This window comes from Brevundimonas sp., assembly GCF_035561115.1.
In the GTDB taxonomy this organism is placed as follows: domain Bacteria; phylum Pseudomonadota; class Alphaproteobacteria; order Caulobacterales; family Caulobacteraceae; genus Brevundimonas.
On the sequence record NZ_DATMYH010000026.1, the window covers coordinates 1 to 20,929 of the forward strand.

General features: G+C 66.0%; 22 protein-coding genes and 1 tRNA gene. 10 read left to right on the top strand and 13 right to left on the bottom strand.

Annotated elements, in window-relative coordinates:
• Window positions 1-3 precede the first annotated feature (3 nt).
• Window positions 4-80, top strand: a tRNA-Arg gene (locus tag VN378_RS03480).
• Here the strand turns inward: VN378_RS03480 and VN378_RS03485 are convergent.
• From VN378_RS03485 to VN378_RS03490, 3 genes are all read right to left on the bottom strand, one after another.
• A complete protein-coding gene (locus tag VN378_RS03485) occupies window positions 36-1,718 on the bottom strand; it encodes a recombinase family protein (protein ID WP_325741047.1) in 1,683 nt (560 codons plus the stop codon). The genes VN378_RS03480 and VN378_RS03485 overlap by 45 nt on opposite strands.
• 489 nt (window positions 1,719-2,207) lie before the next feature.
• Window positions 2,208-2,480, bottom strand: a complete 273-nt coding sequence (locus VN378_RS16865) for a sigma factor-like helix-turn-helix DNA-binding protein (protein ID WP_414642209.1) — start codon at window positions 2,478-2,480, stop codon at window positions 2,208-2,210.
• Window positions 2,477-2,770 carry a hypothetical protein gene (locus VN378_RS03490; RefSeq protein ID WP_325741011.1) on the bottom strand — a complete coding sequence of 98 codons (294 nt, stop codon included), beginning with the start codon at window positions 2,768-2,770 and terminating at the stop codon, window positions 2,477-2,479. Before VN378_RS03490 ends, VN378_RS16865 begins: the two co-directional genes overlap by 4 nt.
• Before the next feature lie 446 nt (window positions 2,771-3,216).
• Here VN378_RS03490 and VN378_RS03495 point away from each other — a divergent pair, with 446 nt between their 5' ends.
• The 4 genes from VN378_RS03495 (at window position 3,217) to VN378_RS03510 (ending at window position 5,638) form a co-directional block, all read left to right on the top strand.
• Entirely contained in the window at window positions 3,217-3,423 is a 207-nt protein-coding gene (locus tag VN378_RS03495; RefSeq protein ID WP_325741049.1) for a helix-turn-helix transcriptional regulator, read from the top strand.
• Between the two features lie 198 nt (window positions 3,424-3,621).
• The gene (locus tag VN378_RS03500) at window positions 3,622-4,728 is read left to right on the top strand and encodes a Fic family protein (RefSeq protein WP_325741013.1); all 1,107 of its coding nucleotides are present in this window, start codon (window positions 3,622-3,624) and stop codon (window positions 4,726-4,728) included.
• Between the two features lie 188 nt (window positions 4,729-4,916).
• Window positions 4,917-5,258, top strand: a complete 342-nt coding sequence (locus tag VN378_RS03505) for a hypothetical protein (protein WP_325741015.1) — start codon at window positions 4,917-4,919, stop codon at window positions 5,256-5,258.
• Between the two features lie 8 nt (window positions 5,259-5,266).
• The gene (locus tag VN378_RS03510; RefSeq protein ID WP_325741017.1) at window positions 5,267-5,638 is read left to right on the top strand and encodes a hypothetical protein; all 372 of its coding nucleotides are present in this window, start codon (window positions 5,267-5,269) and stop codon (window positions 5,636-5,638) included.
• Window positions 5,639-5,774: 136 nt separating this feature from the next.
• Here the strand turns inward: VN378_RS03510 and VN378_RS03515 are convergent, their stop codons facing one another.
• Together VN378_RS03515 and VN378_RS16870 are read right to left on the bottom strand one after the other, a co-directional pair.
• On the bottom strand, window positions 5,775-6,239 hold the full coding sequence (locus VN378_RS03515; protein WP_325741019.1) for a hypothetical protein: 465 nt from the start codon (window positions 6,237-6,239) through the stop codon (window positions 5,775-5,777).
• Window positions 6,236-7,057 (bottom strand): hypothetical protein, encoded by an 822-nt coding sequence (locus VN378_RS16870; RefSeq protein WP_414642210.1) that lies wholly within the window; start codon window positions 7,055-7,057, stop codon window positions 6,236-6,238. Before VN378_RS16870 ends, VN378_RS03515 begins: the two co-directional genes overlap by 4 nt.
• A gap of 48 nt (window positions 7,058-7,105) precedes the next feature.
• Between VN378_RS16870 and VN378_RS16875 the strand changes: the two genes are divergently transcribed.
• Window positions 7,106-7,678, top strand: coding sequence for a Fic family protein (locus tag VN378_RS16875; RefSeq protein ID WP_414642211.1), 573 nt, complete (start codon window positions 7,106-7,108; stop codon window positions 7,676-7,678).
• Here the strand turns inward: VN378_RS16875 and VN378_RS03525 are convergent.
• The 6 genes from VN378_RS03525 to VN378_RS03550 form a co-directional block, all read right to left on the bottom strand.
• Window positions 7,663-8,151, bottom strand: a complete 489-nt coding sequence (locus VN378_RS03525; protein WP_325741023.1) for a hypothetical protein — start codon at window positions 8,149-8,151, stop codon at window positions 7,663-7,665. The two genes, VN378_RS16875 and VN378_RS03525, sit on opposite strands and share 16 nt — an antisense overlap.
• Before the next feature lie 401 nt (window positions 8,152-8,552).
• Window positions 8,553-8,933, bottom strand: a complete 381-nt coding sequence (locus VN378_RS03530) for a hypothetical protein (RefSeq protein WP_325741025.1) — start codon at window positions 8,931-8,933, stop codon at window positions 8,553-8,555.
• A complete protein-coding gene (locus VN378_RS03535; protein WP_325741026.1) occupies window positions 8,930-12,106 on the bottom strand; it encodes a CusA/CzcA family heavy metal efflux RND transporter in 3,177 nt (1,058 codons plus the stop codon). The genes VN378_RS03530 and VN378_RS03535 overlap by 4 nt, the downstream gene beginning before the upstream one ends.
• Window positions 12,107-12,120: 14 nt before the next feature.
• Window positions 12,121-13,377 (bottom strand): efflux RND transporter periplasmic adaptor subunit, encoded by a 1,257-nt coding sequence (locus tag VN378_RS03540; RefSeq protein WP_325741028.1) that lies wholly within the window; start codon window positions 13,375-13,377, stop codon window positions 12,121-12,123.
• Window positions 13,374-14,687 (bottom strand): TolC family protein, encoded by a 1,314-nt coding sequence (locus VN378_RS03545; RefSeq protein WP_325741030.1) that lies wholly within the window; start codon window positions 14,685-14,687, stop codon window positions 13,374-13,376. The genes VN378_RS03540 and VN378_RS03545 overlap by 4 nt, the downstream gene beginning before the upstream one ends.
• A 48-nt stretch (window positions 14,688-14,735) precedes the next feature.
• Window positions 14,736-15,152 (bottom strand): hypothetical protein, encoded by a 417-nt coding sequence (locus tag VN378_RS03550; RefSeq protein WP_325741031.1) that lies wholly within the window; start codon window positions 15,150-15,152, stop codon window positions 14,736-14,738.
• A gap of 354 nt (window positions 15,153-15,506) precedes the next feature.
• On the opposite strand from VN378_RS03550, the gene copC reads away from it, so the two are divergent.
• Window positions 15,507-15,869: a copper homeostasis periplasmic binding protein CopC gene (gene copC, locus VN378_RS03555; protein WP_325741033.1), complete on the top strand. Its 363-nt coding sequence runs from the start codon at window positions 15,507-15,509 to the stop codon at window positions 15,867-15,869.
• Between the two features lie 7 nt (window positions 15,870-15,876).
• Window positions 15,877-16,788 carry a copper homeostasis membrane protein CopD gene (gene copD / locus VN378_RS03560; protein WP_325741034.1) on the top strand — a complete coding sequence of 304 codons (912 nt, stop codon included), beginning with the start codon at window positions 15,877-15,879 and terminating at the stop codon, window positions 16,786-16,788.
• A 5-nt stretch (window positions 16,789-16,793) separates the two neighbouring features.
• Here copD and VN378_RS03565 read toward each other — a convergent pair whose 3' ends face one another.
• Together VN378_RS03565 and VN378_RS03570 are read right to left on the bottom strand one after the other, a co-directional pair.
• Window positions 16,794-17,288: a YybH family protein gene (locus VN378_RS03565; RefSeq protein WP_325741035.1), complete on the bottom strand. Its 495-nt coding sequence runs from the start codon at window positions 17,286-17,288 to the stop codon at window positions 16,794-16,796.
• A gap of 48 nt (window positions 17,289-17,336) precedes the next feature.
• Window positions 17,337-17,810: a DUF411 domain-containing protein gene (locus VN378_RS03570; RefSeq protein ID WP_325741037.1), complete on the bottom strand. Its 474-nt coding sequence runs from the start codon at window positions 17,808-17,810 to the stop codon at window positions 17,337-17,339.
• A gap of 218 nt (window positions 17,811-18,028) precedes the next feature.
• Here VN378_RS03570 and VN378_RS03575 point away from each other — a divergent pair, with 218 nt between their 5' ends.
• Window positions 18,029-19,807 (top strand): copper resistance system multicopper oxidase, encoded by a 1,779-nt coding sequence (locus VN378_RS03575; protein WP_325741039.1) that lies wholly within the window; start codon window positions 18,029-18,031, stop codon window positions 19,805-19,807.
• Window positions 19,804-20,910, top strand: a complete 1,107-nt coding sequence (locus VN378_RS03580; RefSeq protein WP_325741041.1) for a copper resistance protein B — start codon at window positions 19,804-19,806, stop codon at window positions 20,908-20,910. Before VN378_RS03575 ends, VN378_RS03580 begins: the two co-directional genes overlap by 4 nt.
• Window positions 20,911-20,929: the final 19 nt, after the last annotated feature.

The following is a 20,929-nucleotide window of genomic DNA, read 5'->3' on the forward strand; positions in this document are numbered from 1 at the left end:
AGCGCGCCCGTAGCTCAGCTGGATAGAGCATCAGACTACGAATCTGAGGGTCGGACGTTCGAATCGTTCCGGGCGCGCCACTTCGGTTTAAAACCGAGAACTCCGCCACTGGCGGCATAATCCCCACCACCACTGGACGCCAAGGCCCGCAGCAGCTCCGTGCGCGAGCCGATGATGCGCGCCTCTGTCTTGCTGATGACCTCCACGCGCTGCGTCAGGGCGCGAAGGTGGTCTCGCCGGTAGCCGCTGGTGCGGTCGCGGAGCTTGCGGCGCGCGGCCGTCGCGAATCGACTGAGAGACTCGGCGGTAATCGTCGGCGCCAGGCGGTCCACCGATGCACTGACCCGCTCGGCGTCGGCTCTGGCCTGGTCACGAATGCTGGAAAGTTCGGCGACCCGATCTTTTAGGGAAGGATCGTCAGGCGCCAGCATCCCGTTCTCGATGGCTTCATAGAGGCGATTGAGCTTGGCCTCGGCCCCGGTGGCGCGCTTGCGCATCTCGGCGACGTGCCCGCGCCGCTGATCGGCCCACTCCTCCCGGCGATCCAGAAGCTGCTCCATCAACAGCATCAGGCGCTCCGGATCGAGCAAGCGGGTTTCAAGGTGGTCGATGACGGCGTCGTCCAGCTTGTCCATCGGGACCGACATGCCGGTGCATCCGGTCGCTCCGATCCGGGCCTTGGTGGAACAGGCGTAGTAGCGATACTGGCCGCCTGCGCTCCCCTTCCCCGTCCTCAGGGTCATCGCGCCGCCGCAGGCGCCGCAGAAGCAGATGCCGGTGAGCAGGTTCGGTCCGCTGGAGACGCGCGGCGGCGTCCACTTCGGATTCCGGGATGTCAGGTGAGCCCTGACGGCGTCGTAGTCCGTTTTCGATACGATTGGCGGCACGGCCATGATGGCGTGCTCGGACTCCGGCTTCGGCTTCTTGGTCTCGTGGTCGCGGGCATTGAACCGGTGCTCGCCCATGTAGGTCGACCGGGTCAGGATCTGATGCACGGCGCTGATTCCCCAGCGTCCGCCGTCGCGGGTCCGGATGTTCTGATCGTTCAGGCGCGTGGCGATGGTCTTGAGCCCCATCGGTCCGCGCTCCCCGTCACCGGTCAGCGCCCAACGGTAGATGGTGCGCACGATCTCGGCCTGGAGCGGATCGATCTCCAGCTTCTTCTTGGTCTTGGACCCGCGCTGCTCGGCGGCGACGATGCGGTACCCAATCGGCGGGCGGGCGCCGTTCCAGAAGCCTTGCCGGGCGTTCTCTTTCATGGCCCGCAGAGTGTGCTTGGCGTTCTCCCGGGACTGGTACTCGTCGAAGAGCGACATGATCTGCCGCATCATCATGCTCATGGGATCGTCGCCCAGCTCCTGGGTGATGGAGACCAGACGCACCCCATTCTTGGCCAGCTTCCGGACATAGAATTCGAACTGGAACTGGTCGCGGAAGAACCGCGAGAAGCTGTGCACCACGACGACGTCGAAGCCGGGCGGCTTGATCAGGGCCGCCTCGATCATCGACTGGAATGAAGGACGCCGGTCGTCAGTGGCGGTGTTGCCCGGCTCCACATACTCGGCCGCCGCTTCCCAGCCCTTGGCCTCGCAGTAGGCTTCAAGCTGGCGGCGCTGGTCCGGGATCGACAGGTCGTTGGTCGCCTGCCGGCCGGTCGAAACCCTGAGGTAGAGGGCGGCGCGGGTCTGGATCCCTGTGTGGCGAGCCGTGTCCGTCATGTCCTCATCCTCTCAGAGGCGCGGACCGAAGACCTCGTCCAGCACCTCACCAAGCCAAGCCTCCACCGCCCGCACCTCCGCCGGGGTGATCGGCAGGTCCTCGGGCCAGGTGTCGGTGATGCGTATGGGTGAGCGTACCTCGACTCGCCGGGCTGGCGGAGTCCGGCGCCGCCGCCTCTGCGGCTCCGATGACGGCTGGACGTACATGGCCGCCAAGCTGGCCACTCTAGAAGCAGGCGCATACTCGTAAGCTCTCCCTCGCAAATTTCCGGCCCCGCCTTCTCGCAAGGCGGATCGATCCATCGATCCTTGCCGAGCCACCAGCGGGGCCGGACGAGCGGGTCAACGCCTGCGGCGCCCGTCGCAGCCCGCAGGGCGCGAAGCGGGGTTGAGGCGGTCGGACGGCTCCGCTCCACAACGGGCTTTGAGGGTCGATACGGCAGCGCTTGTCAGACAATGCCGGCGCAAAGCCTATCCTGCCCTAGACCCTCATTTGCGTTTAGAGGGCCGGACGCTGCCCGCTTCATCGACTGCGCGGCTCAGGTGAACGAGTGCCTCCGCTAAGCACGTTTCGACCGCCCTCTGGTCGATGCCTAGGTGCTCGGCGATCTCTTCCAAGGGCATCCGGGCGAAGCGATGAAGAAGGAAGGTGTTCCGACATTCTTGCGGCAGTCTGCGGATCGCCCGAGCGAGAACCCGGCGGTCTCGCGCTTCGGTGGGACGTCGTAACCATCGCCAGGCTCGCAATGGCCGGATGATCACTGGTCGGCCTCATGCCTCGTCTCCATTGCGGTCTCAACGGCGTCCAGAAGCTCGCAGATGACCTGATCGGCCGCGTCGGGGGACAACGGGAGCTCTGGCTTCACCGATCCCGAACGCAGGGCGCCCGAGGCGTACAGCGGGCCTAGAATGGCGGCGAGGTCGGCGAGACCGTCTGGCACTCCCCGGAAGCCGATCATCCGGACACACCGGAGCGCCCTGCTTAGATCATGGCGGAGGTGAACGCGGTTCCAGTCATCGGAGAACCCGCGATGGAGCAGGTAGGCTTTCAAGCCGAGCTCTATAGCGATGGCTAAGTGATATGTTGATCGGGTGCCGGTGCGGTCATTGTCTGTCCAAGCCATGGCGTGAAAAGCGCGGGCGTTACGGACGAAAGCCCGTGCAAGGCGATGATCCGGAACGCGTCGCCGGGTGCTCACGGCACGGCTCCCGCCGAGGCGAAGTAGGTAACGGCCCGAATCAACCATGTGGGACAAGGGGCGGCCTTTGCAGCGCCCGACGGCACGCCCTCGGGGGGCCTAATCGCACTGGTCTGTCTGCCTTGATGGTCAGGCATGCGTGACCTCCCGCGCAGCCGCCCGGTCGCTCAGGCGACGCTGAACGGTAGAGTTTCGGAGTATTTCGGTTAGTGTTCAGCGGAATTCGCCGACCGAGTCAACAGAATTCTGCAACTAGTCGGAGTTTTTCGCTAAAAATGATCAGTCCTGCTCAAATCCGAATGGCTCGCGCTGGCCTTGGTATCAGCGTCCGTGTGCTGGCTGAACGTTCTAATGTGGCGGAATCTACCATCCACCGTTTCGAGGCCAGCCGAGGTGGGATGCAGACAAGCACGCTTGAGCGACTTCAATCCGCTCTCGAAGCTGACGGGGCCACCTTCATCCCGGCCGATACTACAGGAGGACCGGGCGTCCGATTGAAGGTCTGATTTCCAAGTCGGAATCGCTGGCGTTCATGTCGGCGGTTATGAAAGCTGGGATTTCGATGTCCGACTTAATGGAACGTCAAATCCGGTTTCGGGAATCGTTCCGAGATTTGTCGAAAGCTTGTTTATCGTTAATGGCTTTATGAAAGCCCGCACCCCGTTCTGCTTTTCATAAAGCCACAGCGATGATAAGTGCGGCGAATGCCGCCCTGCATTCCGGACGATCTCCCGCTGGCCGACCTAGATTGGCGCGGCCTGTTGCCCCTAGCTGGTCGGGGCAACGCTGCCTTGGCACGCTATGACGGCATGTTGCAGACCTTGCCAAACCCGGCGGTCCTTCTTTCCCCCATCACAGTCAACGAGGCAGTGCTGTCTTCGCGTATCGAAGGCACGCAAGCCACGCTCGACGAAGTGCTGGAGTTCGACGCGGGCATGGAGAGCGCCGATGTGCGTCGGGGCGACATTGAGGAAATCTCTAACTACCGCGCAGCGGTGCAAGGCGCCGAAGATGCGCTGGTTGATCGACCGCTTTCGCTTGGGCTGATCCGCGCGGCCCATCAGCGGCTCATGCAAGGTGTGCGTGGTCGCGACAAGGAACCAGGCGCCTTCCGCACTGATCAGAACTGGATCGGTCGCCATGGCGATCCGATCGAGCGGGCCCGTTTTGTGCCGCCCAGTCCCTTAATGCTGCAGGGAGCGCTGGAGAACTGGGAGCGTTTCCTTCAGGCGGAGGGGGAGGATCCAGTCCTCCAGACAGCAATCGCCCACGCCCAATTCGAAATTCTACACCCATTCAAAGACGGCAACGGGCGGATTGGACGGATGCTTATCCCGCTGCTGCTCTACCGGCGTGGGGCCCTGTCCCGGCCGATGTTCTACATGTCAGAATATCTGGAGGCGAACCGGGCCGAGTATTACGACCGGCTCCTCGCCATCACTGAGACAGGCGACTGGGAGGGTTGGCTCCGGTTCTTCGTCAACGCGCTTGTCGCCCAGGCCGAGAGCAATCTGGAGAAGGTGCGTGCAGTTCGCGATCTCTATGAAGCCATGCGCCGCGACTTCGTCGAGGTGACCCATTCGCAGTACGCGATGGCGGCTGTCGATGCCTTCTTTATGCGGCCAGTCATCCCGGCGCCTGCCTTTGCGCAAGCTGCGGGCTTCAACAACCGTGTGACGGCCAACAACATGTTGCGGCAGCTCAACGACGCCGGCCTCATTGCCCGCGTCCGAGAGGGAGGGGGTAGGGTCTCGGCGATTTATGCCCTGCCACAGTTGATCAACATCACCGAAGGCCGGCGTGTGTTGTAACTCTTTACTGGTGCAGCATTGGGTGTGGGAGGGCAGTCAGAGGTGGGCGCGGAAAGCGCCCATCGCGCGAGCGACGGACAGGCCGCCCTTGACCGACCGAGACCTACGGCTTCGAACGTCAGGGAGACGCTGCCCTCTTCAAGCTGTTCTGGTGTTGAGCTACCGTCGCTCGCTCACGGAGGAGCGACATGGCTTATCTGATCATTGGGATCATCATTGGGGCGGTGGTCGGCGCAATCCTCGCCAACGTCTGGCGAAACACCCCGACGACCCAACCCAAGCCGATAATTTTCCTGACCCGCAAGTCGGACGGCGAGACCTACCGTCTAGAGCAATCGGTTCCGAACGTCGCCGGGTGCGGTGCGCGGACAATCATCCTCTACAGGGTCAGCGACTATTCGTTGGAGGCTTGGCCGGAGGATCGGGTGGAAGCTGAGTTCGACCGTCAAGCTGAACCGGCTGACCCCAAAATCGAGAAGATGATCACCGAGGCGCGCGCCCGCGCCGCCGCTACAGCCGCCGCACAATGATCGGGTGGATGAAAAAACGCTGGCTCCGGGCGAAGGCTCTGTCGATCCTCCAGACGTTCTACAAGATACCGCTGAAAGAGCCGCTGGAGGGTCTGGACGACCTGACGCTCCAGCAAGGCGTGGACGCGGCGTTCGACACCGGCGGAAACGAATGGGATGCGGCGGCGGCCTATGTCTACACCGTCGCCGTGGGGATCCTCGGATCACAGACCGAGATCAGGGGCAACGACCGGGAGGCGGTCACCCGGCTCGCGCACCTGACCAACACCTACCATTGGATGGCCAAGGCGGACTCCATCCGCCCATTGGTTAGGGCGGCGATACAGCGTTGGAACGCCCACCCCGATCATCCATCCAATCGCGTCCGGGCGCCAATATAAATCGCGGCCGAAAAGCTGATCAGGTAGATTAAGGGCGTCGGGGAGTTTTGATCTTTCGACCCGACATTCACTGAACTCTGAGTTCGATTGGTAACCGCTCTCAAATGTTTAGAGAGGCCCGCTTCGGCGGGCCTTTTCATTTCGTTAGCTTGAACTCTCTCGGTCGCCTCTCGCCCATCACGTTGTAGCGGATGAAGAGGCTATGGTTTGGGAGGTGCTTCGGCCACGGGTTGAACCAGAATTCGTCGTTAAAAGCCAAATCCATAATTTCGTTGGCTTCAAGCGTTCTGGTTGGCTCCCCATCGGATTCCACAACGCTCTGATTGGCTTTCTTGAAATCCCACCATGCTCGCCGGTGGTATATTTCCCACCATGAGATCATGACGGTTTTGCCTGACAGATTAGCGATGTGGACGTAGTTCCCCTCAACATCCCCGTGGCCTGACAATGACCGTTCCACCACGATCTTTGTTTTGCGCCGGTCAATGATGTCGGCGATCTCGAAGAGCGTCTTCACATTGCCGATGAACGTCCCGGTGAAGAACGCCACGATGATCGGCCATGCCTTGGACCAAAGTTCAGGCCAGTCGATGTCGATCAATCTCGCGGCCTCACCCAGATGACGCGACGACTCATGAGCCACCGGTATTCGTCCCGATCTGTGAGTGCTTTCTCGAAGATGCGTTTTCGCAGATCAGCCGCGCTCCATTTCAGAATGACAATCCCTGCGACGATCATCGCCAGACCGACCCATATGCTCACCCAGATCATCACCGGAACGCTGGCTATGAATATCACCGGGCAGATCAGGGACGCCCATCCTAACAACCCCGTCTTCACGCGAGGGGCAACGCGGTAGGCCATACCTCGATCAACCACGAGGCTCCATTTGCCCTTGTTTCGAGGATCGTGAAGTTCTTCGAACGACATGCGGTCGCGAATGACTGAATCACTCTCGGCCGGGGCCAGATCGCCGTCTTCGATCAGTTCGCGGATTGGCTGACTCAAATAGTGGTCCAGCGCATTGGGAAGGTCTTCAAGCTCGCTCCAATCGTAAGTCGTCCGAGACGACAGAGCGTCGAATGGTGGAAACGCTTCCTCCACCCGGCGGCCAACGGCCGTTCCATCCAGAGCCGAAATGATCTTTTCGATGTCGTCATCATCGCGCTCCTGGAAGTCGCGGATGCGGCCGAACTCTTCGAGCCGAAGCCCTAAGCCCACGACCAAAAACCACAGACCTTCGGCTTGCTTCTTTCGGACGTTCCATTCCATCACAAGCTCACGGAAATCCGTGTCTTTGCAGAATATCTCGCGGATTAGCCGATCGGCATCTTCCTTGTGCAGGCCGCTGATATCGCGTTGTCCTACGAAGGAATCGTATGGCGTCGCGTAGCTGGTAAAGGTGCGGGTCTCGGTCATGGAGCATTGATCGCCGAAGGCTGCATCCGCCGTCCAGCTAAATATCCGATGGCGATCAGTATCAAATCCGCGAAAAGCAGGGGACGGCGAGGCCAGCAATGGGTCTGCACCCAAAACCTCGAAGCTTATAACGGCGTGCTGTTCCGCCTCGGTCTTCGTGGCCGCCAGCGCCTGACGTTGTACCGGGTCAATGGCGTCGGATCGGCGGTCGTATCTTCGCGTATCGAAGGCACGCAAGCCACGCTCGACGAAGTGCTGGAGTTCGACGCGGGTATAGAGAGCGCCGACGTGCGTCGGGGCGACATTGAGGAAATCTCTAACTACCGAGCAGCGGTGCAAGGCGCCGAAGATGCGCTGGTTGATCGACCGCTGTCCCTTGCGCTCATCCGCGCAGCCCATCAGCGGCTCATGCAAGGCGTGCGCGGTCGCGACAAGGAACCAGGTGCCTTTCGCACTGATCAGAACTGGATCGGTCGCCATGGCGATCCGATCGAGCGAGCGCGGTTCGTGCCGCCAAGCCCTCTAGTGCTGCAGGGAGCGCTGGAGAACTGGGAGCGCTTCCTTCAGGCGGAGGGGGAGGATCCCCCTTTCGATAACCACTGTTTCTACGCCGACAGGTAGTCTGCGACGTCCTGATCGACCCTCTCAGCCGACGTCTTGTAGGCGGCGGTGACCATGATGGCGTCGGTGACCTCGACGACAGCGAGCCAGTCCTGCGTCGGCGTCTGTATATAGATCAGTTCCCGGCCGTCCTCGGTCTTGCCCTTCGGCTTGAAGTTGTCGTTCTGGATGGCTCGCTCGATGACGTCGCGGGCTTCCTCGGGGACACTGAACGTCGAGAAGATGCCCATGCCGTCGCCAATCTTGAAACCCGTGCGGGGATCGGTCGGATCGCCATTACTGACCGCCTGACCGCCTTCCAACAGTTTGCGGAGTATCCAGCGGCCGAGCAGGAAGACGCCAAGGATGATGGTCAGCAGTCCGAAGATGTTGACCGAGACGCCGTGGATGATGCCGATGCCGGTCAGCTTCCCGACGAGGGCGCCGCCCCACCAGATGGCCAGACCGATCCAGAAAAGATCACGCAGTTTCATTCCACAGCCCCCCGTTTGTAAAACCCGTGATATGTCTTCGCGGCTCCGCTCGCCAGCCTTAGGCTTCCAAAATGAAGCGTCGCTCCCTGATCGCTGGTGTCGCCGTCATGGCCGCCACTCCCACTTTTGCCAGACGATGACTTCGGCACCGCCCGGAATCGGACTTTGAGCCGCTTGCCGCTTCCTCGGAATGTCGTGCTTTTTGGCCAGCCGCCAAGTTCCACAACTGGTGAATTCCAGACATCAGCCAGCCAGAGCCACCCTCGCAGAATAGTTCTCAGCATCATCCGTCGCGGCGCGCCATTTTTTCTTTAGATCAATACCTTATCTCCTTTCCGGGGCTGGGCGGGTGCTCGCCGGGGGCCGCGCGGCCGCCGGCGGCGGCAAGGATAGCGACCGCCTCAGACCACGCGCCTGACCTCGGAACAGGCGCCCGTCGTCTGGAGCGCGATGGTCAACGGCTCGCCGGTGCGGTTGCGCCAGAACCAGCCGTGGCTGCCCGTGAAGGCGGCGACGGGTTCGCCGTCCTCGCGCTGGGAAGAGCCCTTGCCGTAGCCGTGGCAGGGCGTCCCCGGGGCGGTCGACGGCGGGGCCGCCGAAACCGCGGGAGCCGGAGCGGCCGCCGGGAGCACGCCGGCCTCCTCCGCCTCGGCGTCCGCCGCCACCTGCGTCTTGATGCGGCCCATTTCGGTCAGGCCCAACAGCGACCCGACCCTGGTCGGGTCGACGCCGCCGGCGGGCGTCCTCAACCAGCCGACCCATCGATGGGTCGCGGCGGTCATGCATTGCTCCGGGTGAAGGGAAGGCGGGAAAGCCAGCCGGGTCGCACCCCATCCGGACGAGGCGGGCGGCCATGGACGAGGCTGTAGAGGGCGGGCAGCACCAGCAGGGTCAGGACCGTCGAGGAAATGATCCCGCCGATCACGACCGTGGCCAGCGGACGCTGCACCTCGGCCCCGGCCCCCACGTTCAACGCCATCGGCACGAAGCCCAGGCTGGCGACCAGAGCGGTCATCAGAACGGGCCGCAACCGGGTCAGGGCGCCCTCGCGGATGGCCTCGCCGAGCGGCTTGCCCTCGGCGATCAGGGTGCGGATGAAGCTGACCATGACGACGCCGTTCAGCACGGCGACGCCGGACAGGGCGATGAAGCCGACCGCAGCCGAGATCGACAACGGCAGACCTCGCATCGCCAGAGCCGCGACGCCGCCGGTCAGGGCGAGCGGCACTCCGGAGAAGACGATGGCGGAGTCCTTGACCGAGCGGAACAGGGCGAAGAGCAGGCCCAAGATCAGCAGCAGCACCACGGGCACCACCAGTTGAAGGCGTTTGGCCGCCGAGATGAGTTGCTCGAACGTCCCGCCGTAGCTGATCCAGTATCCGGCGGGAACCTCGACCTCGGCCCCGACCTTCTCCTGCACCTCGGCGATGAACGAACCCAGGTCGCGGCCTCGCACATTGGCAGTGACCACCACGCGGCGCTTGCCGTCCTCGCGGCTGATCTGGTTCGGGCCCTTCTCGACGACGACGGTGGCGATCTCCTCCAGCGGCACGAAGGCCGTGCCGCCAGAGCCGGGCACGGGGATGCGGAGCCGACCAATGGCTTCGGTGTCTTCCCGCAGCGTCTCGGGCAGGCGGACGACGACGTCGAAGCGCCGGTCGCCTTCGAACACCTGACCGGCGACAACGCCGCCGATCGAGGTCGAGACGACCTGCTGGACATCATCCATGCTGATCCCGAGCCGCGAGAGCGCGGCGCGGTCGGGTCTGATCTGGAGCACCGGCAGACCGGTCACCTGCTCGACCGAGACATCCTCCGCGCCCTCGATGCCGCCGACCACGCCTTCGATGGCGTTGCCGACCTCAAGCAAGGCATCGAGGTCGTCGCCGAACACCTTGATGGCGACATCGGCCCGGACCCCCGAGAGGAGTTCGTTGAAGCGCATCTGGATGGGCTGGGTGAACTCGTAATTGTTGCCCGGTATCCGGGCGACGGCGGCCTGGAGTTCGGCCAGCAGTTCGGTTCTGGGTTTGCGGGGATTGGGCCAGTCCTTCCGGTCCTTCAGCATGATGAAGGTGTCGGCGACCGAAGGCGGCATCGGGTCGGTCGCCACCTCGGCCGTGCCGATCTTGGCGACGACGCGCTCGACCTCGGGGAATTGCGCGATGCGCCGCTCCAGGGCGGTCTGCATCTGCACCGCCTGACTGAGCGAGGTGCCGGGAATGCGAAGGGCGTGCATGGCGATGTCGCCCTCGTCGAGGTTCGGGATGAACTCCGACCCCATGCGGCTGGCCCCGAGGGCGGCCACCGCGACAAGGGCGACGGCCACGGCGACGAAGGCCACGCGCAGACGCAGGGCCATGTCCAGCGCCGGTTGGTAGAAGCGTCTGGCTCCGCGCATGACGAAGCTGTCCTTCTCCTCGACCTTGCCGGTGACGAACATGGCGACGGCGGCGGGCACGAAGGCCAGCGACAGGACCAGGGCGAAGGTCAGGGCCATGACCACCGTGATGGCCATCGGGTGGAACATCTTCCCCTCCACCCCGGTCAGGGCGAAGATCGGCACATAGACCAGGGTGATGATCAGGACACCGAACAGCGACGGCCGGATGACCTCGCCGGAGGCCGAGGCCGCGAGGGCGAACCGTTCTTCGCGGTTGAGCAGACGGCCCAATCGGTGTTGCGCCTCTCCATAACGGCGCAGGCAGTTCTCGACGATGATGACGGCGCCATCGACGATCAGGCCGAAGTCGAGCGCGCCCAGGCTCATCAGATTGCCGGACACCCCGGTCCGCACCATGCCGGTGATCGTCATCAGCATGGTGATGGGAATGACGGCCGCCGTGATCAGCGCGGCGCGGATGTTCCCCAGCAGGAGGAACAGCACGACGATGACCAGCAGCGCGCCTTCGAGCAGGTTCTTCTCCACCGTGTGGATCGCCCGATCGACCAGATCGGTCCGATCGTAGACGGGCACAGCCCGGACCCCGCCAGGCAGCGCTTTCGCTGCCTCGTCGAGCCGGGCCGCGACGGCCTGCGCGACCGTGCGGCTGTTCTCGCCGACCAGCATGAACACGGTGCCGAGCACGACCTCGCGCCCGTCTTCGGTGGCGGCTCCGGTGCGCAGTTCCTCGCCCATGACCAGATCGGCCACGTCAGCGACCCGAACGGGTACGCCGTTACGGTTCGATACGATGACAGCGCCGAGGTCTTCGAGGCTCTCGGCCTGGCCCGGAACGCGCACGAGGTACTGTTCGCCGTAGCGTTCGATATAGCCTGCGCCGACGTTGGCGTTGTTGCGGTTAAGCGCCTCGACCACCTCGGCCATGGTCACGCCGTAGGCGACCAGACGATCCGGCCACGGGGTGACATGATATTGCCGCTCGAAGCCGCCGATGGTGTTGACCTCGGTGACGCCGGGCGTGTTGCGCAGTTGCGGCCGGATCACCCAGTCCTGGAGGGTGCGCAGGTCCTCGGGCGTATAGAGTTCACCATCTGGACGGCGAGCCCCGCGCTCCGCCTCGATCGTATACATGAAGATCTCGCCCAACCCGGTGGCGATGGGGCCGAGTTCGGGCGTCAGCCCTTCGGGCAGCTGGCTCCGCGCCGCCTGAAGCCGCTCATTGACCAGCTGGCGGGCGAAATAGATGTCCGTGCCGTCCTCGAAGACGACCGTCACCTGGCTGAGGCCGTAGCGCGAGACCGAGCGGGTGTATGCCAGCCCCGGCACGCCGGCGATGGCGGTTTCCACCGGGAAGGTGATCCGCTGTTCGGACTCCAGCGGGGAGAAGCCGGGAGCCTCGGTGTTGATCTGGACCTGGACGTTGGTGATGTCCGGCGTGGCGTCGATGGGCAGGCGCTGGAAACTCCAGACCCCCACCGCGCAGGCCAGGACCACGAGCGCCATGACGATCCAGCGGAAGCGGATCGACAGCGCGATGATGCGTTCGAGCATGATGATGCGAGCCCCTAGTGGTCGTGGCTCGCGCCGGACTTCTCGACGTCCGCGCGGATCAGGAAGGCGCCGTCCACCACATATTCGGCGCCGGGTTCGATGCCGCTCAGGACCTCGGTCCACTCGGGCGTGCGACGGCCCAGTTCGAGCATCCGCACCTCATAGGTCGTGCCGAAGCGGGCGTAGACCACGGTGAAGTCGCGGAACGGCTGGAGCGCCCTGGTGCGCACCGCCAGGGGAACCTGTCCCGCGGCGACCTGCACCTCCCCCGACACGCCGAGGCCCGGCCTCCAGATGCCGCCCTGCCAGGGCAGATCGACATGCGCGATCAGCACCTGACTCGTCAGATCGGTCGAGGGCAGCACCGCCTCGATCCGGCCGTTGAAGGTGTAGTCACCGGCCAGGCTCTTGACGGTGACGGGCTGGCCCGCGCGCACCCGTTCGGCGTCGCGGGGGTAGAGCAGGAATTCGGCGTGCAGTCGGGTGGGATCACCGATCATGAGCATCGGCTCGCCGCCCCCCGTTATGGAGCCGACATTGACGTTCTTGGCCACGATCATGCCGGAGATCGGCGCGGTGATTGCATAGGTCTGGAGACTCTCGCTGGACTCGACGCGGGCGATGACCTGACCGCGCGAGACCCGGGTCCCGAGGACGACGTTCAACGCCATGACGCGTCCAGGGTAACGGGCGTGAACCTCGGCCTGCCCTTCCGGCGTGATCTCGACCCGGCCGGTCAGCGACAGGGCCTCACCCAGCGTCGCCGGCCCGACGCGCTCGACAGTGACGCCGCCGGCGCGGGCGGCGTCCGCCGAGATGGTGGTGCGCCCCTCATAGGAGGCGTAGGCCCAGCGGTGTTGCTTGCCGCCGTGCGCAGCCGTCACGACCACGTCGAACGAATGGGGCTCGAAGACCGGCGCGGCCGAGGTCAGGTAATCGTTCTCGGCGGCGAACACGAACTGGTTGGTCTTGGGTCCGAGGCGGCTGAGCGTGATGGCGGCCTGCACCTGTCGCGGATCGACCGGCTTGTCCTTCACGTAGGGATAGAGGCGGAACAGCGGCTCGGGCCCTTCCTCGTAGAGGGTGATCTCCAGCGCGAAGTCGCCGTCGCGCAGCATCCGTCCCCGGTGGGGACCGCGTTCGTATTCGCCGGCGGCGGCTTCGCCTTCGGCCTTCTCCGCCGATGCGCCCTGTCCGCAGGCGGAAAGCCCGACCGCAACGGCCGCGAGCGAGGCGGCGAGGACGCGCCGCGAGAGGGTGTGCCGGATCATGGTTGGGTCTCCAGGCCGAGCAGGTCGGCGTGCGCGCCGGTCAGCCGGTCAAGGCGGGCGCGGTCGATGTGGAACTGTTTGAGCACGGCGACCCGGCGGGCCTTCGTTGTCAGGAGAGCGGTCTGGGCGGCCATGACGTCGTTGTACGAGAAGCCGCCCCGCGCGAAGCCGTCGCGCACGAGCACGACGGCGCGCTCGGCCTGCGGCAGGGTTTCGTCTGCGATCCGCTGAGCCTCCAGCGCTCGCGACGCCAGCAGGACCTGAAGGCGGGCGATCTCCCGTTCGCGCTCCTGCCGGAGCGCCGCCATGTCGGCCTCGGCGGCGACGCCTTCGAAGCGGGCGCGCTCAATGGCGCCTTCATTCCGGTCGTAGCGTCCGAGCGGGATGGAGCCGCCGACCACCAGACCGAGGTCCTGCCCGTCCCGGAAGTGTCGGACGCCGACGCTGACTGTCGCATCTGGCGTGGCGTGCGCCTGTTCGAGGCTGACGCGGGCCCGGGCGACGTCGCGCTGCGCGGCGAGCACCGCCAGATCGATCCCGGCGGCGGCGCCGGCGACCTGACGGGACGCGCCGGTGTCTTCGAAGTCCGCCGGGTCCAGTGAGAAGTCGGAGGAACCAATCCAGAAACGTCCCAGCGTGGCGCGGGCCAGACGCGCCTGTATCCCGGCCTGATCGAAGTCGATCTGCGCCTGCGCGAGTTCTGCCTCGGCGCGGGCGCCGGCGAACAGCGGGTCGCGCGCCATATCGACCCGGCGCTGGACTTCGGTCTGGAAGCGCTCGGCGAGCGCAAGGCGCTCGCGCGCGATCTCAAGTTCGGCCTGCGCCGCGAGCGCCTCAGCCCAGGCGCGCTGCACCTGTTCCAGACGATCGAGCCGCCGAATCGCAGCTTCGGCCTGAACCAAAGCGGCTTCGCCTCGCGCCAGCGCCACGCGCGCGGGCCGGTCGCCGCCCCGTTCGAACCGCTGCTCATAGGACAGGGTCATCTCGGTCCGGTCGGTGATGTCGCCGCCCCCCAGCGTGGGCAGGTTTTCGACCATCAGGCCCAGCGAGGGATTGGGCCGGACGTCGGCCTGGCGCACGGCGGCGTCACCGGCGCGCGCACGCGCTTCCACGCCCGGAAGTCCGGGGTCCGCCTCGGCGGCGCGGGCGAGCGCCTGGTCAAGGGACAGGGCGGGGGCATTGGCGGCGGCGCCCGACGGCTCCTGCGCCACGGCAGCGTTGGGCGGCCAGGCCGCCAGTGAGAGCGCCACGGCCGAAACGGCCGCCAGTTGCGCCCACGATCCGGCTGAGCCGGCAATCGGGGTCTTCAAGGGTATCTCCGGGAAACGGGTTGCGCGCAGCCGAAGGGCCGCGCCGGTTCAGACGACCGTGCGCATCCGTTTGGGAGGGTGTTCCGGCCCGTCGCCGGTATGGCTCGCCAAGGCAGGATCAAGCCCGGGCCGCCGGAGCGCGGACGCAGAAGACGGCCTGTCCGTCAGAACGCGACCTGACGACGGCATGGCGGCCTGAACGTCGCTGCCGCCATGATGATGATGATGGCCAACGGGGATTGGCTCGTCACCGTCCCTGTTATCCGTGTCGGTATCGGGAACCTCTTCCGGCGCCAGATGGACATGAGCCGGATGGGGATCGTGTTCCGACTCGACCAGAGCGACAGCGGGCCATTCGGCTGCATGGGCGAAATCGTGCCGGGACTGCGACAAGCCGTGCAGGTTCATGGCCGCCAGGAGGGCGACACACAGACCGATGCAGATATGGCGAAGGGCGTGGTTCAAATATCCGGGCTCCCCGATCCGTTTAGCCACCAACCGGACCCGAGGCAATCAGCGTGTCTCGCCTCGGCAGGGGCTGCCGTTTTCGATGCATTGGGCCCAGGATGAGGTAGCGGTTTCCCGATCCCTGTGGGCCTGACGATGCTCCCGTTCACCCGTGAGGCGCTTTTCGAAGTCTTCGTCGCCCTGTTCATGGCGTGGCGCAACCTGGACGCTCACTCCAAGCAGCGCCTGGTCTTTGCGAACCAGCGTGGATCAGCCACACTGGAAATCGTGCCGCGTGCGGCGAAAATCATGCGATCCCCGGGATGGAGATCGCCCTTAAGAGGCCGGCCGGCCAATGTCTGGAGAATGAGTATGCGTAACAACAGTCTCGCGCCCTTCGTCGCCATCGCAGCGGCCGCGGCGTTCGCGGCCGGCCCCGCGGCGGCCCATGCCCGGCTGGTCAGCGCGACCCCGGCGCCCAACTCGACCGTGGCCGTGACCCGGTCGCTCAGCCTGACCTTCAGCGAGCGCACGGTCCCCGCATTTTCCGGCTTCGACGTCGTCGACGCCGCCGGCGAGAAGATCGCGGTTCGCACCGCGGTGGCCGATGACGGCAAGACCTTGACGGGGACTCTGGCGCGTCCGCTGGCCGCCGGAGCCTATCGTGTGGACTGGCGCATCGCGTCGAGCGACGGCCATCGCATGACGGGGTCGTACACCTTCACGGTGCGCTGACGGCGTGGTGGAAGTCGCGGTCATTTCGCTCCGCTGGCTTCAGTACGTCGGCGCCGTCGTCCTTCTCGGCGCACCCTTGTTCCTGCTCCATGGTTTCGGGGGCCCCGACGGTCCGAACCTGTTCCGGGCGCGCGCTGTGCTGATCGTCGCAGCCGTCGCCGTCGCGCTCGGTTCGCTCGCTGGCCTGGTGGCCCAGACCGCCGTCATGGCCGGGTCGGTGAGCGAAGCCGTCAGGCCCGCCTCGCTGTCCTTCATGGTCACCGGCACGGTCCTGGGCATGGCCATGGCCGCCCGGGCCGGCGCAGCTCTTCTCGGACTGGCCGCGATCGCCGCCCTGAAACCGGGGCGATCGCTGTGGGCCCTGACGGCGGCGATCGGGCTGGCCGTCGTCGCCAGCTTCGCCTGGACCGGTCATGGGGCCGCGACCGACGGCGCCGGCGGGCTTGTTCATCTGGCGGCCGACGTCGTCCATACCGTCGCCGCCGCGCTCTGGTTGGGAGCCCTGGCGGCCCTGACGATTCTGCTTCTGCACCGAACCGGATCGGACGATCGGGCGCTCCATCGCGCCTTGCACGACTTCTCCGGTCTGGGGACCCTCGCCGTGGTTCTGCTGGTGCTGACCGGGCTCGTGAACAGCTGGTTCCTGGTCGGCCCCGCCCGCGTCGGAGAGATGGGCGCCAGCCTCTATGGTCAGCTTCTGATCGCCAAACTGGCGCTGTTCGCCCTGATGCTCGCCCTAGCCGCCGCAAACCGCTTCCGTCTCACCCCGGCGTTGGGCCTGGTTCTGGCGAACGGCGAAGATTCCCGACAGGCGTTGCGGCGGCTCCGGTTCAGCGTCGTTGCGGAAACGCTGGCCGGAGCCCTGCTGCTTGCTGTCGTCGCAGTGATGGGCACGCTCGCCCCGCCGTCGGCCGTGTGACGCCGCTAGTGCGCCTGGCTGGGCGCGCGTGAGGACCAATGGATGTGATGGATGCGCCATCCCTCGGCGTGCCGCTTCAGCAACATGGTCTCGGTCGTGAGCCGGTCTACGGCGCGACCGTTGAACTGTCCGGTGGTGCGGCCTTCGCTGGTGATCCAGGCGACATCGCCGTCGGCCCAACCCGATCTCCGCGCCACCGTAGCCTCGGAGGCGGCGGCGAAGGCGGCGTCCGAGCCCAGATGATGGGACGCATACTCTTCGCGGGACCGTTCGGCGCCGCCTTCCTCGAAGATCATCACCTCGGGCGCCATCAGGGCCAGGGCGGCGGCCGTGTCGCCAGCCTTGAGGGCCGCGTGAAAGGCGTCGACGACCGTCGCTGCGTCCGCCGCTTCCGCGGCTACGGACCCTGCGACGTGATGATGGGCGTGGTCCTGGGCGACGGCGGGCGCCGCCGACAGCACGGCGAGCGATACGGCCAGGGCAAGGGTCAGGCGGGACATGACGGGCTCCGAATTGTCGTTTTGGCCGGGATGGACCGGCGGTCCGGGTCAGGCCGGTTGATTATGGCGGGCGAACACGCGGGAGGCGCCCGAGGGGAGCACCAGCAGCGTGGCGAAGGGTTCCCTGTCTCCCTGCGGCGTCTCCATTCCGGGAGAGCCGAGCGGCATGGCCGGGACGGCGAGGCCCACCGCGGTCGGTCTCTCGGCCAGCAGCCGGACGACGTCCCGGGCCGGCACATGCCCTTCGATCAGATAGCCATCGATCAGCCCCGTGTGACAGGAGGCGAGCCCGTCCGGCAGTCCTCGACGGGTCCGGATCGGCTGGAGGTTCTCGACAATCGTGACGGTGGTGACGAAGCCCGCCTCCCGCATATGTGCGATCCATCCGTCGCAGCAGGGACAGGTCGGCGTCTTGAAGACCGTCAGATTGCGTGGACGCGGCGTCTGGGCGCAGGCGGTTCCGCCCAGGCCCATGAGCAGGCCGACGCCAAGCAGCAGACGGCGGTTCGGCAGCGATTGCATCAGGTTGCGCTCTTCATGCGGGGAGTGGACCGTTGTAACGGGCGCGCGTCAACCGGGCGGAGCGCATAATCCCGTATCGCCTGCGCGTTTCACCCCGCCATGTTAGTAGGGCGCTCAGGCCGCGATCCCGATGGCTGTGGCGACCTGTCGCAAGGACTGCGCCGCCGGGATGCGTATCTGAACGAAGGGCTGATCAGCCGCCCAGGAACCCGTCGCCCATGTCCACGTCACGCCTTGATCGCCGGATGCTTCTCCGCGGCGCCGCCGCGGGCGGCGGCCTGCTGGGATTGCAGGGCCTGCTGCCCGCCTGGGCCCAGACCGGATCGGCCGGTTTGCGAGCGGAGACGCCGACGCTGACGGGACCGAACGTGGATCTGACGGTCGGCCGCTCGTCCTTCACCGTGGGCGGCCGCACGGGCCACGCCGTAACGATCAACGGCGTTCTGCCGGCCCCGTTGCTGCGCCTGCGCGAAGGGCAGAACGTCCGGCTGTCGGTGACCAACCATCTGGAGGAGGACACCTCCATCCACTGGCACGGCGTGCTGGTGCCGTTCCAGATGGACGGCGTGCCGGGGGTCAGTTTTCCGGGCATCCGGGCGCATGAGACCTTCGTCTACGAGTTCCCGGTCAAACAGTCGGGGACCTTCTGGTACCACAGCCATTCCAACCTCCAGGAAGCGATGGGCCACTACGGTCCGATCGTCATCGACCCGGCCGGCGTCGATCCCGTCGCCTGGGACCGCGAGCATGTGCTGGTCCTGTCGGACTGGAGCTTCATGCATCCGCATGAGATCCTGACCAAACTGAAGAAGAGCCCCGGCTACTTCAACCGCCAGCGCACCACCCTGTCCGGCCTGATGTCCGGCGAGGACCGGATGACTCTCGAGGAGCGCCGCATGTGGGGGGGCATGCGGATGGACCCGCGGGACATTCTCGACGTCAGCGGCTCGACCTACACCTATCTGATCAACGGCCACGGACCACAGGAGAACTGGACCGGCCTGTTCCGTCCGGGCGAACGGGTGCGGCTGCGCATCATCAACGCCTCGGCCATGTCGATCTTCAACGTCCGCATTCCAGGCCTGCCCATGACGGTGGTCCAGGCCGACGGCGAGAACGTGCGTCCGGTCGAGACCGACGAGTTCCAGATCTCCGTCGCCGAGACCTATGATGTGATCGTCCAGCCGACGGAGGACCGCGCCTGGACCATCGTGGCCGAAGCCATCGACCGCTCCGGCATGGGCCGCGCCACCCTGGCGCCGCGCCTCGGCATGACGGCCGAGGTCCCGCCCCTGCGCGAGGTCCCCAACCTGACCATGCGCGACATGGGCATGGGCGGGATGGACCACGGCGCGATGGCCGGCATGGACCACGGAGCCGCCGCCCAGGGCGGGGCTCCGCAGGACGGGATGGGCGGGTTGTCCATGGCCGGCATGAACATGCGCGATCCGGAGAACGCCCCGCCGGACATGGCGGTCGGGGTCGGCGTGGACATGGTCTCCATGGATCCCGCCAACCGCCTCGGCGAGCGCCCGACCGGCCTGACGGACGTCGATCACCGCGTCCTCGTTTACACCGACCTGGTGTCGCTGCAGCCCAACAAGGACTCGCGGCCGCCGTCGCGGACCATGGAAATCCACCTGACCGGCAACATGGAGCGGTTCATGTGGGGCTTTGACGGCAGGAAGTTCAGCGAACTGGTCGAGCCGATCCGCTTCGAACGCAATGAGCGGGTCCGGGTGACCCTCGTGAATGACACGATGATGGCTCACCCCATCCATCTGCACGGCCACTTCTTCGAACTGGTCACCGGCGGCCCCGCCGGCCATCAGCCCCTGAAGCACACGGTCAACGTCGCGCCGGGATCGAAGGTGACGTTCGATCTGACCGCCGACGCGCCCGGCGACTGGGCCTTCCACTGCCATCTGCTGATGCACATGCACGCGGGGATGTTCAATGTCGTGACGGTCCGGCCCATGGATGGAGGCGCGTCATGAACCGCCTCGCCGTCGGCCTCGCTCCGCTGATCCTCCTCGTCGGCGCTTCCGGCGCCCGGGCCCAGGACCCTCACGCGGGCCACAGGGCCCCTGCCGCCCCGTCGAGGACGCAGCCGGCGCCGCCGACGCCCGACCCCCATGCGGGCCATCAGACTCCGGCCCGGCCGACCGCGCAGCCCCCCCACGCCGGTCATGTCACGCCGCCCGTTCAGACGCCGCCCGCCGATCCCCACGCAGGACACCGGACGCCGCCGCAGCCACAGGCCGCCGACCCGCATGCGGGCCACGACATATCGACAATGAGCATGGGACCGCCCGACGTGTCGACCAGCGCGGATGATCCAGGCCGTCCTCCGGAGGCACCGGTCCCGGCCATCGCCCTGAGCGGCCCGGTCCACGCCGCCGACCTGATCTTCGGCGCCGAGGCGATGACGGCGTCCCGCCGGATCCTGGTCGCCGAGAACGGCGACGTTCGCACGACGGCGGTCATCATCGACCGCCTCGAGGCCGGCTTCGGCGACGGCGAGGAGACCTGGCTCTGGGACGCCCGGGGCTGGCGCGGCGGCGACATCAATCGCTTCTGGTGGAAGACCGAGGGCGAAGGCGACTTCGGCGGCGATCTGGAAGAGGCGGAGCTCCAGGCCCTCTACAGCCGCGCCATCACGCCCTTCTGGGACGTGCAGGCCGGTGTCCGCCAGGACTTCCGCCCCGACGGCGAGGATACGACGCATCTGGTCCTGGGCGTGCAGGGTCTTGCGCCCCATTGGTGGGAGATCGACGCCGCCGCCTTCCTGTCGACCGAGGGGGATCTGACAGCGCGCGTGGAGGCCGAGTACGACCAGCGCATCACCCAGCGCCTGATCCTCCAGCCGCGCCTCGAAGTCAGCGCTTCCGCCAGCGACATTCCGGAGCTGGAGGTCGGCCCGGGCCTGTCCTCGGTCGAGGCCGGCCTGAGACTGCGCTACGAATTCCACAGGGAGTTCGCCCCCTACGTCGGCGTCGAGTGGAGCCGTTCGTTCGGCGACACGGCCGACTACATCGAAGCCCGGGGCGGCGAGGCGGAAGACACCCGCTTCGTCGTCGGCCTCAAGGCCTGGTTCTGATCCGGAAGACGGGCGGCCG

Bases quoted from the DNA above. Each gene is read 5' to 3' on its own strand.
- VN378_RS03535 (WP_325741026.1), bottom strand. From the start codon at position 12,106: ATGCTCGAACGCATCATCGCGCTGTCGATCCGCTTCCGCTGGATCGTC.
- VN378_RS03570 (WP_325741037.1), bottom strand. From the start codon at position 17,810: ATGCAATCGCTGCCGAACCGCCGTCTGCTGCTTGGCGTCGGCCTGCTC.
- VN378_RS03575 (WP_325741039.1), top strand. From the start codon at position 18,029: ATGTCCACGTCACGCCTTGATCGCCGGATGCTTCTCCGCGGCGCCGCC.
- VN378_RS03540 (WP_325741028.1), bottom strand. From the start codon at position 13,377: ATGATCCGGCACACCCTCTCGCGGCGCGTCCTCGCCGCCTCGCTCGCG.
- VN378_RS03495 (WP_325741049.1), top strand. From the start codon at position 3,217: ATGGCTCGCGCTGGCCTTGGTATCAGCGTCCGTGTGCTGGCTGAACGT.
- VN378_RS03510 (WP_325741017.1), top strand. From the start codon at position 5,267: ATGAAAAAACGCTGGCTCCGGGCGAAGGCTCTGTCGATCCTCCAGACG.
- VN378_RS03505 (WP_325741015.1), top strand. From the start codon at position 4,917: ATGGCTTATCTGATCATTGGGATCATCATTGGGGCGGTGGTCGGCGCA.
- VN378_RS03485 (WP_325741047.1), bottom strand. From the start codon at position 1,718: ATGACGGACACGGCTCGCCACACAGGGATCCAGACCCGCGCCGCCCTC.
- VN378_RS03500 (WP_325741013.1), top strand. From the start codon at position 3,622: ATGCCGCCCTGCATTCCGGACGATCTCCCGCTGGCCGACCTAGATTGG.
- VN378_RS16875 (WP_414642211.1), top strand. From the start codon at position 7,106: ATGGCGATCAGTATCAAATCCGCGAAAAGCAGGGGACGGCGAGGCCAG.
- VN378_RS03565 (WP_325741035.1), bottom strand. From the start codon at position 17,288: ATGTCCCGCCTGACCCTTGCCCTGGCCGTATCGCTCGCCGTGCTGTCG.
- copC (WP_325741033.1), top strand. From the start codon at position 15,507: ATGCGTAACAACAGTCTCGCGCCCTTCGTCGCCATCGCAGCGGCCGCG.
- VN378_RS16870 (WP_414642210.1), bottom strand. From the start codon at position 7,057: ATGACCGAGACCCGCACCTTTACCAGCTACGCGACGCCATACGATTCC.
- VN378_RS03580 (WP_325741041.1), top strand. From the start codon at position 19,804: ATGAACCGCCTCGCCGTCGGCCTCGCTCCGCTGATCCTCCTCGTCGGC.
- VN378_RS03530 (WP_325741025.1), bottom strand. From the start codon at position 8,933: ATGACCGCCGCGACCCATCGATGGGTCGGCTGGTTGAGGACGCCCGCC.
- VN378_RS03525 (WP_325741023.1), bottom strand. From the start codon at position 8,151: ATGAAACTGCGTGATCTTTTCTGGATCGGTCTGGCCATCTGGTGGGGC.